We start from the raw sequence: 13,567 nt of genomic DNA, 5'->3' as shown, positions 1-13,567 counted from the left end.
GATCAAAATGACTTTACAAATGGATAAGGAAGAGTCCGGCAGTCCAAGATTTGCTCTTGTGATACAAGGGCCCTTGATTTCAGAGGGCAAGGACGGAAAAGCGTTCTCGCGCGAAGGCACCGGTAAGGTGATAAAAGAAGAGATCGTTCGACACGATTGTCGCGACGAAATACAATCGACAATCTCAAAATACAGATATTTGTTTGATGATCGAATAGTCATTTCGACATGGAATGATGGCGTCCCATTTACGGTAGAGGGCGCCACTATACTTCGACTTGATGACGAGGGTAATGATGCTGGTCGTCGGCGAGGCGATACGCAATTAAGGTACAACATATTTCGTAGCTATCGGTCGGCAAAGGCTGGGGTTGACGAAGCCGTTAGAAAATTCTCTCCCGATTATATTATCAGAATAAGATCGGATCAGAGTCTCGATCTTTCTTCCATATCGAAAGCGATAGAAAGCGAAGATCCAAAATATCTATGGGCGCCGGGTTGTTATCGTGCAGACTTTGGCCTGATGGATTTCTATTTTGCGGGTAGCACCTCTGCTATGGTAGACTTTCACGATTCATTGCTCCCTAGGGATCTTCGAATATTTTGCAGCAGAAATGTACATCTTGATATTCCTCTCAAAATGATTTTTGCTGAAGCCGACTCTGACGATTTTCCTTATTGTTTTCCAATAAGAAGCAGGATCGATAGTTTTCCTAATAGGACGGCTGAACTGATCGATAAACTATACGATCAAAAAGTACGCTTATTGGGCATTGAAGTGATCAAATCTCTCCGATGGCGAGGATCGTCAGTAGTACCCGATCTCATCGATCGGAAGGCTCAAAACACTCATTCTTTCGATCATAAACTTTCAGTGAGGGCTGCGCCGCATTCATCAAAAGGTTTGATGGCTGCAATTGCCGGCATAAATTGGCATCTCTTTTATGAAGCAATCCAGAGGCTAGACCATAAAGAGAGCATCAAAGACTATCAGCTAATATTATCGAAAGCATTTAAGCTTCTTGTCCGAATCCGGTCTTTCTATAGGCCGTCCAAGCACTAAAAATTAGCTCATCTAGTCTTGTGTCTTATCATTGGCAGCCAATACCTTGAAGATATCCAAAGGGCTATTGCACAAAGGAAGCCAGCGCTCAAAAAGCGTGCCATCCAATCTTCGTTTTGTGAGACGGTAAAAAATCTTGATGGCAATTCTGCGGTTAGAGCAATCGCCGCACCCATGGCCCAACTAGGGAGCATAATGGCGAACCGTTCAACCCGATTGCCAGCGAAACGTCGATCAACTTTATCCCCGACAAACAACGGCGCTATAAGGTAGGTAAATCCGACCACCCAAGCGATAGCAGAAACGCCCTCATCTGCGAAAAACAGAAGCAAACTCAAGAAAATCGTAAGCACAATCCAATTTCGCTTCTGCATCGCGACAATCGATCCGCGAGCATAAGAGAAGCCGTCGAGATAGGACCTCGCGATTTTGAGCGGCAGGACTGCTGCAAGTATTGTGAATGGGAGGACTACTGCGCCCCATTGTGCGCCGAGCAGGACGGCCACGACCGGTTCGCGCAGCGCGATGGCCGCGCCCGCCATCAGGCTGGATACCAGCGTGATGAGCCGCAATCCGTTGCGCACGTTCGCCGCGGCCACGTCGTCGTCGAGTGTGCGTTGCCCGACGAATGCCTGCCGCACCACTTGTTCGAGCAGGCCGAAAGGCTCCTTCATCTGCGTCGTCAGGCTGTAGGCGCGGCTGTAGATGCCGGCCGCCGTCGGGCCGAGAAAGATACTGGCGAACAACGTATCGAGATTGGCCCACGCCCACACCTGTGTCTTGGTGACGAGACTGGCACCGCCGCTGGAGAAGGCGCGCCTCGGTCGAAACGCCGCCGGAACGCGCAGCGAGATGCCCGATCGCACGACGATATAGGCCATCGTCACGAGCTGGACGAGGATATCGGCCAGAACCAGGCTCCAGAAGCCGAAGTCCAGGAGCGCCAGTGCTATTGCCGTCGCACCGAACAAAAAGCCGGTAATCGGCATGGTCAGCGAAATGACCGCGAAGCGATGTGTGCGGCGCAGCACGGCTGTGCCCGCGACGGTGAACGGCTGGATCAGCAGGCACAGCGCGGTGACCGGCAGCACCTCGCGAAAGTTCGCGGAACCCAGCGTCTCCGCCGCCACGCTTCCGAGCAGGACGAGAAGCAGCCCGAGGCCCGCCATCAGCAGCATCCCGGTCCAGATCAGATTGGCCAAGCCTTCGGCATCCAGATCGTCGTCGCGGATGGCGGGCACGTCGATCAGCCCCTCCAGCACCGCCCGCGCCGCTGCGACGAACACCGCGACGATCGCGAAAATTCCGAAGTCCGCAGGCGTCAGCAGCCGGGCGAGAACCGCCGTTGCGCCGACTGTGATCGCCAGGCGCACGATCTTGGCCGAAAACAGCTGTGCACCGGCCATCCCGACCATTCGGCCGATATTGCGGTCATCGCCCCTGGCAAGGGTCATCGCGCGTCCGCCGCCTGCGCCGCCACCAGTCGCAGGGCGTTGGCGAACAACGTCTGCTGCCGCTCCGGATCGTCGCCGTGCAGCGGGACCATAGACAGGAACAGCGACACCATCAGCGCCCCGACCACCGGATCGTCGAACGCGACCCCCGCCGCCCGCATGCCGAGAAACTCGCGCTCCAGCCAATCGCGGCGATCGTTGTCGTCAACGACAAGCTCGAAGGCTCCCAAGTCTGAGCGGGTGGCGACGAGCTGTCCGGCCATGATCTGGTCGTAGCGTCCCACGATACTGTGACCCAGCTTGGCGATGTCGTAGCGCGCATCGCCGAACAACGTCGCCTTGCCGCGCACCAGTCCGCGCGGATCGATCAGCATGATGCGGTCCGCCCGCGGGTCGAACAGGATGTTCGAGAAACAGAAGTCCCCGTGCATGATCGAGGCGGGACGTTCGGACGCGTCCTCGATCCTCGCGCGGACACCTTCGTAGATCGTTTCCAGGGTGCCGACCGACTGCCCGTTGATCGTCAGCGGCGCGTCCCTTCGCGGCATGGTCTCGGGATAGTCGCGCAACCGCTCGCGCAACTTGTCGATCCCCAGCCACACCAGTCCGCTGTCCTCGTCCCGTGTTTCCTGCGCCGCGCGTTCGAGAAACTCCCGGCAGCTTTCGAGAATCTTGCGCCAGACGATCCGCGGCGGACGCGCGAGCGACAATTCCGCCAACGAGGGAAAATGAGCGTAATGGGTCTCATATTGTCCGCTCGGCGCTTCGCCGTAATGACGCACCATCCGCGCCGTGAACGGTTGCAGCGAGGCGGGCACGGTCGCCAGCCAGTTCGCTTCGGCGTCGATCTTCTCGGTCTGCTCGCTGCGCTTGGTGACCGTGTAATCGTCGATCTCCAGCGCATTGAAATGGCGCGCGGAGGCCAGGTCGTGGCGCGAGGAATAATAGGTCTTCAGATGACCGAAATCGAGCGCCGCAATATCCTCGCGTGCCGCGACGTCACGATCCTGGGCATAGAGATGGAGCGCCTTCACGAACCGGAAGTCGCTCCGCGACAGGCATTTGAGAAACCCCTGCGTGTCGCCGATCGCGAAATAGCCGCTGAGGATGCGGGCCTCGTCGCTGTCGCCGCCGCGCAGGGCATCGCTGTGCAGGGCCGTCACGCGATCGCCGTCGGTCTCGACCGTGCCCCACCGATATTGCTCGCTCACCCGTTCGATCGATACGCCGTCGTGGGTACAGGTCGCGGGCGCGTCGACCAGCGTGTCGCCGTGAACGATCTCGATCCCCGGGCCCATTCCCATTTCCAGTACCGACTGGAACACCGACATGCCGAGCGACTTTCGGGGATCGATCCGCACGACACGGACGCCGGCTTCGTCCAGAAATCGCGCCTGCGCGGCCTCGAGATCGAAATCGTGGGGTAGCGAAAGGGTGACGTCGGCGTCGCCGGGCAGCCGCGCGAGTTGGTGGCGGACGAGGTAGGTGGGGCCCACGGGCAGAAATGCCGGGGGGATGCGACCGAACTCTGCCTGCATCTCCTCGCCGACGTAGGCGCCAGAGGTAATGAGGATGGGGCGGCTCACTGCGATCCGTCCGGTTCCGCGGCCCATTCGCTGGGTCGCTTGCCGTGCGCGCTCACGTAGAAACCGTCGTTTCCGCACCACGGCTTGCCCATGTGGATGAAATCGAACGGAATGTCATGCCGCGCGAGCCATTCCAGAAGGATGGGCAGGGTGCGATGATTGATCGTGCCGATATCGCCCGAATGCGTCCGCATGTTGCGGGCGCTGTAGAGGATGATCTTGTGGCCCGCCGCCCGGGCGGCGCGAACCTTGGCGACGACGTAATCGCGCGGCGCGCGGTCGGCATAGCCTTCGCCCGATCCGTTGCGCGTCAACGTGCCGTCGACATCGAGAATGATCCGCATTGAACACCCCTTGCTCCGATATGGGCATTATCAAGCCATGCCCGCAAAGCGAACCGCCTAATTGTCGAAAAAGGGGAAGAAAAATGGTGGACGCACTAGGGCTCGAACCTAGGACCCGCTGATCAAGAGCCCATGGCAAATCTAACGATTTCAAGCCACCTCCGACAATCGGGACGACTTCGAGCCCTGTTGCGTCCCCCGTGAAGAATTTTCGTCGGAATGCTTCAAAGGGATGTTTCCATAATCCCAAGAATGCTCGGAACTCGCGATCGTTGTGATGGCATGCGAGGCGAAAGGGCGGTTCGTATCGAAGCCCGCCAATTCGAACCTTTTAGGATCGGCGCGATGATAAAGCTGGAACGAGAGGCGCTCCGGCCTACGCGGATTGACTGATAGCCATAGCACATACCTCAAAAGACCTGTTCTTGGGTGAAAGCGTGTCGCCGGAGCACGTCTGCTTGCAACTTGCCTCCAATATTGTGCGAACAGTCTAGGGTTGGCCTGAAGACACGCAGCGGCGCTGGTCAAAGCGTCCGCAACCCGTTGATCAGATTCACGCACGTTTTTCTGCGGCCTGTAAAAGGGGCGGTGAAGCTGGGACCTTGCATTCCAATTAACATTGTCTCGGCTAAAGCGGCAGTCGCCCGCAAAGGGCGTAGCAGGCGGAACATCGACAGGTCCCTTCAAGTCAAACTGCTGTTATACCTCTAGAATTCATGATTTGTAAATAAGAACGCTGTGGGATATGTTTTTTGCGTAGAGTAACAGTGGGGGCGTCCTTCTTTCGCAGCAACAATCGTGCTGCACTTCGATTACATACGCCATTCCGACGGCTTTTCTCGTTTGGTGAAAGCCGCGGTCGACCCGGTGATTCTGCAATGCTCGGTTTCTGCCTGCGGGCGACAACAGACATGAGGGGGATAGCATGAGACTGATTTTGACAGAGCGTGGCGAAGACGCGGAGATCGGCGGCGACAATGTTGAGGTTACAGGGACCACATCTGGCGGCGAAGTCATCAAGGTCCTTCGGGGCGACGTGACGTTCGACGCCAGTTTCAATCGTGGCGGTGACACGATTATTTTGGCCGGTGTCTCTAGCGATTATCTCGTGAGAGCCGTCGGCACCGTCTTGGTACTCGAAGGGCCGACGGGCACGATCCGCATCCCTGCCGGCGCCATTGGCATGGAACTCGGCTTTGCGAACGAGGATGGCACCCAAACGCTTGCGTTCGATACTTCGGGTGCGACACCGGTCCTGAAATGGGGCTCATTCGTAATCACCTCCAACCCGACGATCCTTGGAGACCTCCCCTCGGAGGGATCTTCTCTTACGGAGGGCGTTGAGACACTCTACGGCACGGAGGCGGATGATTTCATTCGGGCTACAGAGCGAACGCTGAATGCCGGAGACGTCTTGATCGACGAATTTGGCGGAAGCGATACGTTGGAAATCCGTAGTGCTACAGACAATGCGTTCAATAATATAACCGCAAATGGATTTGAAAGCGTCGTCCTTATCTCTGATAGTTCGATATCTTTAAATATGACAGGTTTCTCGTCGGTACAGTCTATTACAATCAAGGGATCTGGAGACTTCGATCTTGACGGTGTCTCTCTCTCATACGATCAGTTTGTTAATCTAGAAGATGTTTCTGGGTCGGTGGATATTAGTTTTGTCAATGACACTTTCGAGCGTTCACTTCGTATGGATAATGCGAACCTAGATATTTTAAAGATACAAGATACGAATTCCGAAAGAACGCCGGAATTTGTAATAGATCGCGACTCCACAATTCAATTTCTCAGTGTACAGTCGAATGTAATTCGCGTTTCGGGAAGCGGCGATTTCGAAATCGCCAACTACCTTATTGAAGGAAAACAGTCCTTCAATGTATACGCTGCATTTCATACTGGAAATCTGAAAATCAATGGTGTGACTCAGGCTGCGATCGGATCTTTATCAGGCAATGACGAAATTATCGGTTCAGAATTCGGCGAAGACCGCCTCGTGATCAATTATGGGCGTAGTTTCGACGACGGAGGTCTCTTCTCTGGATTTGAACGGATTAGTGTTAGTGCAGATGCCGGGCAGGCGATGCAATACACTCTAAACGACTTAAACGCCCCCAGTGACTTTTCTGAAATGTTTTTTCAGGTTTATCAGATTGTTGAGGCCGATGCAGATGGATTTGGTCTTCAGTTACTCGCTGGCGAGACGGCCGGTGATCGTTCGTACGAAGTCAGAGTTTTTGGATCTTTTCTAGCTGATTACATTGTTGTTGACGGGGTTCAGGGAGACTCCGTTTATGCTGGCCGGGGCGACGATATCATAGTTGCAGGGTCGAGCGGCGGAAATGGCGATCGTGTTCTAGGTGAGGAGGGTGATGATACGATCACCCTCATTGGTGGTAATAACTACGCCGACGGCGGGGCGGGCGACGATCTAATAGTCGGCGGCAGCGGGCTTGATCAAATCTTTGGAGGATCTGGAAACGACGACCTTTCAGGTGGTGGAGGAAATGATCGTCTCGACGGGCAGGATGGAACTGACATTCTGAATGGCGGCTCGGGCAACGACTGGCTCGAGGGCGGTAAGGGCAACGACACAATTATTACCGGATCGGGCGCCGACACTGTTTTTTATTCGAATGCTGACATCCCGTTCGTTGATACGGTCACCGATTTTTCGAGCGAAGACGAGATTGGATTCGCGTTCGACATGGATGGTGATGGCGTCACCGATAATTTTACATTCTATGGCAGCTTCACTTCTATGGCGGATGCAGAGGCGGCGCTTGCCGATGGTGTCGGCCAAGGGCAGCGCAACATTTTCTTCGTTTCGGATGCGAACGGCGGCTACGTCTATGTCGACCTGAACGACGATGGTGTGATCACCGACGGGGTCGACTTCAAGGTCTACCTGGAAGGGGTTAGCTCGGTCGAAATCGAGAACTTCAGCCTATGGACGCCCACCGCAGTGGCACCCCAGGAGAATCTGATGATAGCTCCGCAGGACAATATCTTCGTTCACCAAATGAGCGATTACCCCTTGGCCTAAAGGCAGCGGCCGGCGTCCCCCTGGAGGTCGGCCGCACCACTTATGCCATGGATGAAATCAGACATCTGCAAAATAGAATTGGGGGCACTTCAATGCGTATCACCATTCTCTTCTCGGCGTTTTTTGGCATGATTGCTGCGGCGCCCGAGCCCGCCGTCGCTCAATCGGAACGTCCGATCGTCGGGGTTTTTAAGATGGAAGATTTGGCCGGCACTGGGCAGTCCAATACCTTCTCGACCATGATCGAGACTTCGATCGCATCGACCAACAAGTTTCGTGTCATGGAGCGTGCCCGGCTGAGCCGTTTGATGGAAGAACAAGCGCGAGCGCAAGGCGGTGTCGTCACCAGCAATTCGCCCGACCGCATGGGGGGCTTCGAGGGTATCGATTACCTCATCTACGGTACGATCACGTCGGTATCATCCACGTCAAAAACGGATGTCGGCGCGTCGATCGTCGGCGGTCTCCTCGGCTCGCGGAATTCGAGCTGCAAGAAGGGTACGGTTCGACTCGAGGCCGATATCAAAATTACCGACGCGAACACCGGTGAGGTGCGCTACGTCACCCGCATTGCCGAAACGCAAGAAGGCAACACTGTGTGCGACGGCGACTCACAATATGACGTTTCTGCTCTGATGCGCTCGGCCGCGGACAACATTGCGACGGGACTCGTCACGACGATTTATCCGATCCAAGTCGCTGCCGTTCAGTCGGGCGGAATTGTCGTCCTGAATTACGGTGAAGGCGCCATGCGTGTTGGCGATACGCTCAGCTTATATGAGCAGGGCGAGGCAATTCTAGATCCGGCAACTGGCGAAGTTCTAGCTTCGAACGAGACGTTTCTGGGTACGGTCGAAGTCACCGACGTTCAGGCCAGAATTTCGAAAGCACGCATGATCAGTGCGTTCGCACAATCTCCGCGTGTGGGTTCGATCGCTCGTCCCTCCCTTGCGTCGAAATAGGTTCTTCGATGTTGGCGAAGACGCTTTTGTTCGTCGGCGCAATGCTGATGCATTGCGCCGCGATACCGGCCGCACATGCCCAGCAACGAGTTTCGATTGGGGAGATCGAGGCGGCGCAATTCTGTCAGTATTTCCGAGAATATTCGGACGATAGTGCGCTTCTCGCATCGCCGAGTATGATTGCTGCTGTGCGATCCTTTAGAAGTTGGATCGTCAAGGATTGCGTCTCCGAATTCCCAACACTCCGGCAACAGGTCGAAGCGATGTTGGCGTCTAGCCCCGTGGTGGGCGTCGGTGGGCATGGATGGACAATCGATATTGCGCTGACCGCTCTCGTCGATGGGGGAGTGGCCATGGCGCCTGATCCCGGACAGAATGGCTATGCGATCTCAAGTTCTTCGAGCGAAGTGACCCTCAGCTTTATCGTCCGCGATCGTAGTGGAGCGAGCATTGGCGGGCGGTCGATGAACGTACCGATAGAGACCGGACATGACATACGAGCAGGTTCGGTGCGCTCGACCGGTGCAGTGGCGCCGGAAACGGCCTATAACCGAATGCATCGCGAAATCGCGCGTCGCATTGCTCGTGACGTCAGCTTCCTGGTCGAGCCGCTGGAGGTCGTAAGCGTTGACGATGATCTTGTCGCGTTGAATTACGGCTCACCCTTGCTCGAAACGGGCGACCAACTGCGTATTGCCTCGGCCGGCGACCTGGCAACGATGGCCTTCCGTGTTGCAAACGCGTCGAGCAATCGCGCGATCGCTGAAATGGACGGCGATTATGATTCGAGGCTGGTCGAAGTCGGGGCGGCGGTGTCGGTCGCCGAAGGCGGATCGCAGGAATCTCAAGCAAGGCGCTACCGTCGCAAGCGCCTGCCTTGAGCGAGCCCTCTACCTACGGATGACTAGATGTTCAGCCTGTTTATGGCCGTCCATCACGGCACCGGCCTGCAAGTTTGGTGGATGTCGAGCAATTTATCCTCGAAGCCATAGCCGCACCGGGCTGCAAGTTTTACCGCAAAGCGCTCGAAATAAAGCAATCGAGAAAGCGATGAACGCAGTCCGCAAGGACGTACGCGCGGAGGTTCGGTGGTGAGTCGTACAGCCGAGCCACGCGTGGAGACGATCCACCTTCGATCCCCGAGGGGTTCGTCGTGAAGGAATAAGTCTAAAGTCTTATTCTCTGCATAGCGAGCTCTGCGGAGTAAGGGAAAATAAGGTCCCTTCCCCCCGTAGCCATTCGTCCTAAAAATCGCGTTTTCGCTTTATGCCATCTCTAAGCGATAGGTTATGCTAAAACGAACTCATCGCTCGTCTCGTTGCTATCGCTTCTTTCGCGGGTCACTTGGACCCCTAGTGGTAACAGGATACGGACGCTTTCAGATAGATCGCTTCTACATCGCACCTTCCACCCACATCTAGGAAGACGAGTTTTCCGCCCGTGTTCAATGCGTCCTCATAGTAGACACATTCGTAGCATTAGCGGATCTTGATCCGGATATCCTGATCGTCGACATTGCACAAAATAGGCTTTTTTCCGCGCAACCGATGCCTCGTAAAATTTTGCATCCGCCGGTGCGGGCAAAAACCAAGCGGCAACGAATGTTTAGGTCGAGCAAATTGCTTTCATATCGAAGCCCCCCGGAGATACCAGACACGCTAGTGGCAAAGGCTATTGATTCATTACTGCCGAGACTTTTTTGGAACCGGGCTATCATGCCTGATGGAAGTGGAACGGGGCACGTAGCCGCCTTTCGACGTCGCTTCCTTAAACCGTGCTTGCTGCGCGACTATTTTCCCATTTTCGCGCTACCGAAGGCCGATGGCGGATCATGCCAAAAACGGCGGGAAAAAATGGTGGACGCACTAGGGCTCGAACCTAGGACCCGCTGATTAAGAGTCAGCTGCTCTACCAACTGAGCTATGCGTCCACACTGTCGCGAATGCGGGTCGTTGCCCGCGCGAGCCGCGGCCAATAACGGGCTCGATATCGCATTGCAACAATTAAGTCGCCTATCCTCCCGTCAATCCGTCGCGCCGGCGGCGGTCGGCCCGCTTGGACTGCCGGTCGAACGCGATCAGAAGCCCGACCATCAGCATGGTCGTCATCACCACCGAACCGCCGTTCGACACCAGCGGCAGAGGAATACCGACAACGGGGGCAAGACCCATCACCATCATCAGGTTGATCGCGACGTAGAAGAAGATCGTCATCGTGAGCCCCGCCGCAGCAAGCTGCGCGAACCGGGTCTTGGCCCGCCGCGATACGCTCATGCCCCAAGCGATCAGGCCCGCGAAGGCGCAGATCAGCACCGTTCCGCCGACGAGACCCCACTCCTCGACGATCGCGCTGAACGCGAAATCGGTGTGTCCCTCGGGAAGATATTCGAGATGGCTCTGCGAGCCTTGCATATATCCCTTGCCCCACATGCCGCCCGATCCGATCGCGATCTTCGACTGGGTGAGGTTGTAACCGGCGCCCAGCGGATCGGCCTCAGGCTCGAGGAAGATGAGGATGCGCCGCTGCTGATAGGGTTCGAGGAACTGGATCGCGATCGGGATGAGCGCCGCCACCGCGGCCAGGCCGCCCGCGAAATACCACCACGGCAGCCCCGCGAGAAACATGACCACGATCCCGCCGAGGATCAGCACCAGAGCCGTGCCGAGATCGGGCTGGACCAGGGTCAGCCCTGCCGGGAGCCCCGTCAGGATGGCCGCCGGCCAGATCGCCCGCCACTTGTTGAGATCGCCCGTCGGCAGAAGATCGTAGAAACGTGCCAGGATGAGTACCAGCACGGGCTTCATGAATTCGGACGGCTGCAGCTTCATGAACCCAAGGTCAATCCACCGCTGTGCCCCCATGCCGACGAAGCCGACGAACTCGACGGCCACGAGCATCGCCAGAATGACGACATAGGCGAGGGGGGTCAGGGTCTTGACCCAGCTTTCCGGCACGTAGCTCACGCCCAGCGCCACGAAGAACATGAAGGTGAAGATCGCACCCTGTCGCAGCGCCCATGGTTGCAGAGAGCCACCGGCGGAAGAATAGAGATGCGCGATCCCGAACGTGCCGATCAGCAGCACGACGACGATCGCCCCCCACGGCAGTCGCGCCAGCGGCGCCGGGATGATCCCGTTGAACATCAGGTGACGTCGTTCCCGGCCAGCGGATCGCGGCCCGCTGCCCGGGCTTCGGCAATATCGAGCACGCGCTGCTGGAACGCCGCCTGGCGCTCGGCGAGCGAGCCGCCCCATTGCTCTTCATATTCGGCGAGCCGCTGCATCGCCTGTTCCTTGTCGAACAGGAAGGTCAGCACGTCGCGCGCCACCGGCGTGGCCGCGCCCGAGGTCCCGCCATGTTCGATCGTGATGCACGCGGCGTAGCGCGGCTCGTCGAACGGTGCGTAGCAGACGTAATGGCCGTGATCCTTGTACTTCCACGGCACATTCTTCCCGTCGCCGAGCGCAAGCCGGACGACCTGGCTGGTACCGGTTTTCCCCGCCACCTCGACGCCCTCGACCGGAACGGCAGACACGCCCGCTGTCCCGGCGGAATTGACCACTCGCCACATCGCTTCGCGCGTGACCGCCAGATGTTCGGGATCGAACCCTTCCATCATCGGTGCCGGCTTCTTCGACACGCCGATCAGATTGGGGAGGATCGCACGACCGCTCGCGATCCGCGCGGTATGCACCGCCAGCTGCAGCGGGTTGAGGATCACATATCCCTGACCGATCGCGCTGTTGAGCGAATCCGCGCCGGTCCACTTCTGATCGTATTTCTCGCGTTTCCACTCGCTGGTCGGCACCGTGCCATAGCTCTGACTGACCAGCGGCAGGTCGTACTGCATCCCGAGCGTCAGTTCCTTGGCGACCTCGGCGAACGCGTCGTAGCCGAGCCGGTGGCTCATCGCGTAGAAATAGGTGTTACAGCTCTTCATCACCGCGTCGTACATGTTCATCGAACCATGACGCTTGAGGCAGCGGAAGAAACGATTGCCGAGCTGGTAGCCGCCGGGGCAATTCACCCGTTCCTCGGGGTCGATCCCGGCGCGCTGAATCGCCAGCGTCGCCATCGGCTTCAGCGTGGAGCCCGGCGGATAGAGCGAACTTACCGTCTTGTTGACCAGCGGGCGCCGTTCGTTCTCCGACAGCATCTGCCATTCGACCTGTCCGATCCCGTCGGAAAAGCTGTTGGGGTCGTAGGCGGGCATCGAGGCGAGGCAAAGGATGTCGCCCGTCAGGCAGTCGATCACGACCACCGCGCCACTTTCGTTCCCGAGGCGACGCGCCGCATATTCCTGCAGATCGACGTCGATCGACAGTTGCATGGTCTCGCCGGACCGGTCGGGCTTGGGCTCGAGCTCGCGCACCAGCTTGCCACGCGCCGTCAATTCGACGCGTTGCCCGCCGGGTTGTCCGCGAAGGCCTTTCTCGAGCACCTGCTCGAGGCCTTCTTTCCCGATCTTGAAGCCGGGGGTCAGCAGCAATGGATTCTTTTCTTCCGCGACATATTCCTCGCGGCTCGCCGTCCCGACGTAGCCGACGAGATGCCCGACCGCGGCCCCAGCCGGATAATAGCGCGAGAAGCCCCGCTGCGGCAGGACGCCTTCGAGGTCGGGCAAGCGCACCGAAACCGCGGCATAGCGGTCGTAATCGACGTTCTCGGCCAGCTGAACGGGCTGATAACCCGATTTGCCGCCCAATTCGGTCTCGATCCGGTCGATCTGTTCGGGATTGAGGTCGAGCAGGCTCGCCGCCCGGTTCAATGTCACGTCCAGCTTCCCCTCGGGGACCTGGTCGGCAACGAGGTCGACGCGAAAGTCCGAGCGGTTGATCGCGACGGGCTTGCCGTTGCGATCGACCATCCACCCGCGCCGCGGCGGAACGATGATCATCTGGACGCGATTGTCCTCTGCCATCGTCTGGTAATACTGGTTCTGGCTGATCGACAGATAACCGAGCCGCGCGACCAGCGCGGTGCCGAGGATCGCCTGTGCGCCGCCGACCACCATCGCCCGCCGCGAAAAGGCGTTCTTGCGCTGGTTCTCGGTCACCCGATTCGGTTTTTTCGGCTGCTTGGCCATGCCCCTTGTCCTGC

Annotated in this window: 9 protein-coding genes and 1 tRNA gene; 4 read left to right on the top strand and 6 right to left on the bottom strand. The window is 57.6% G+C overall.

Annotated elements, in window-relative coordinates; genetic code table 11:
- Positions 1-19: 19 nt before the first annotated feature.
- Positions 20-1,063 (top strand): hypothetical protein, encoded by a 1,044-nt coding sequence (locus tag WJT74_RS05535; protein WP_343347815.1) that lies wholly within the window; start codon positions 20-22, stop codon positions 1,061-1,063.
- Between the two features lie 8 nt (positions 1,064-1,071).
- On the opposite strand, the gene WJT74_RS05530 is transcribed toward WJT74_RS05535, so the two are convergent.
- From WJT74_RS05530 to WJT74_RS05520, 3 genes are read right to left on the bottom strand one after another with little or no spacing between them, the layout of a single operon-like run.
- Positions 1,072-2,517 carry an oligosaccharide flippase family protein gene (locus tag WJT74_RS05530; protein ID WP_343347812.1) on the bottom strand — a complete coding sequence of 482 codons (1,446 nt, stop codon included), beginning with the start codon at positions 2,515-2,517 and terminating at the stop codon, positions 1,072-1,074.
- The gene (locus WJT74_RS05525) at positions 2,514-4,130 is read right to left on the bottom strand and encodes a phosphotransferase (protein WP_343347809.1); all 1,617 of its coding nucleotides are present in this window, start codon (positions 4,128-4,130) and stop codon (positions 2,514-2,516) included. Before WJT74_RS05525 ends, WJT74_RS05530 begins: the two co-directional genes overlap by 4 nt.
- Complete coding sequence (locus WJT74_RS05520) at positions 4,100-4,447, bottom strand: capsular biosynthesis protein (protein WP_343347806.1); 348 nt, start codon at positions 4,445-4,447, stop codon at positions 4,100-4,102. The genes WJT74_RS05525 and WJT74_RS05520 overlap by 31 nt, the downstream gene beginning before the upstream one ends.
- A 925-nt stretch (positions 4,448-5,372) precedes the next feature.
- Between WJT74_RS05520 and WJT74_RS05515 the strand changes: the two genes are divergently transcribed.
- From WJT74_RS05515 to WJT74_RS05505, 3 genes are all read left to right on the top strand, one after another.
- Positions 5,373-7,505, top strand: coding sequence for a calcium-binding protein (locus WJT74_RS05515; RefSeq protein ID WP_343347804.1), 2,133 nt, complete (start codon positions 5,373-5,375; stop codon positions 7,503-7,505).
- 92 nt (positions 7,506-7,597) lie between these two features.
- Positions 7,598-8,467: a CsgG/HfaB family protein gene (locus WJT74_RS05510; RefSeq protein ID WP_343347802.1), complete on the top strand. Its 870-nt coding sequence runs from the start codon at positions 7,598-7,600 to the stop codon at positions 8,465-8,467.
- Positions 8,468-8,475: 8 nt separating this feature from the next.
- On the top strand, positions 8,476-9,348 hold the full coding sequence (locus WJT74_RS05505) for a hypothetical protein (protein ID WP_343347800.1): 873 nt from the start codon (positions 8,476-8,478) through the stop codon (positions 9,346-9,348).
- 973 nt (positions 9,349-10,321) lie between these two features.
- Here WJT74_RS05505 and WJT74_RS05500 read toward each other — a convergent pair.
- The 3 genes from WJT74_RS05500 to mrdA form a co-directional block, all read right to left on the bottom strand.
- Positions 10,322-10,397 (bottom strand) — tRNA-Lys (locus tag WJT74_RS05500).
- Positions 10,398-10,479: 82 nt separating this feature from the next.
- Entirely contained in the window at positions 10,480-11,610 is a 1,131-nt protein-coding gene (gene rodA / locus WJT74_RS05495) for a rod shape-determining protein RodA (protein ID WP_343347798.1), read from the bottom strand.
- Positions 11,610-13,553, bottom strand: coding sequence for a penicillin-binding protein 2 (mrdA, locus tag WJT74_RS05490; protein ID WP_343347796.1), 1,944 nt, complete (start codon positions 13,551-13,553; stop codon positions 11,610-11,612). The genes rodA and mrdA overlap by 1 nt, the downstream gene beginning before the upstream one ends.
- Between the last annotated feature and the right edge of the window lie 14 nt (positions 13,554-13,567).

The organism is Sphingomicrobium sp. XHP0239 (genome assembly GCF_039555325.1).
Classification (GTDB): domain Bacteria; phylum Pseudomonadota; class Alphaproteobacteria; order Sphingomonadales; family Sphingomonadaceae; genus Sphingomicrobium; species Sphingomicrobium maritimum.
Note: the sequence above shows the minus strand (reverse complement) of the source record. Positions and strands in the feature narration are given on the sequence as shown.

What these genes read in the sequence shown, in the direction of transcription:
- WJT74_RS05535 (WP_343347815.1), top strand. Translation starts at nt 20, where the DNA reads ATGGATAAGGAAGAGTCCGGCAGTCCAAGATTTGCTCTTGTGATACAA.
- WJT74_RS05530 (WP_343347812.1), bottom strand. Translation starts at nt 2,517, where the DNA reads ATGACCCTTGCCAGGGGCGATGACCGCAATATCGGCCGAATGGTCGGG.
- WJT74_RS05525 (WP_343347809.1), bottom strand. Translation starts at nt 4,130, where the DNA reads ATGGGCCGCGGAACCGGACGGATCGCAGTGAGCCGCCCCATCCTCATT.
- WJT74_RS05520 (WP_343347806.1), bottom strand. Translation starts at nt 4,447, where the DNA reads ATGCGGATCATTCTCGATGTCGACGGCACGTTGACGCGCAACGGATCG.
- WJT74_RS05515 (WP_343347804.1), top strand. Translation starts at nt 5,373, where the DNA reads ATGAGACTGATTTTGACAGAGCGTGGCGAAGACGCGGAGATCGGCGGC.
- WJT74_RS05510 (WP_343347802.1), top strand. Translation starts at nt 7,598, where the DNA reads ATGCGTATCACCATTCTCTTCTCGGCGTTTTTTGGCATGATTGCTGCG.
- WJT74_RS05505 (WP_343347800.1), top strand. Translation starts at nt 8,476, where the DNA reads ATGTTGGCGAAGACGCTTTTGTTCGTCGGCGCAATGCTGATGCATTGC.
- rodA (WP_343347798.1), bottom strand. Translation starts at nt 11,610, where the DNA reads ATGTTCAACGGGATCATCCCGGCGCCGCTGGCGCGACTGCCGTGGGGG.
- mrdA (WP_343347796.1), bottom strand. Translation starts at nt 13,553, where the DNA reads ATGGCCAAGCAGCCGAAAAAACCGAATCGGGTGACCGAGAACCAGCGC.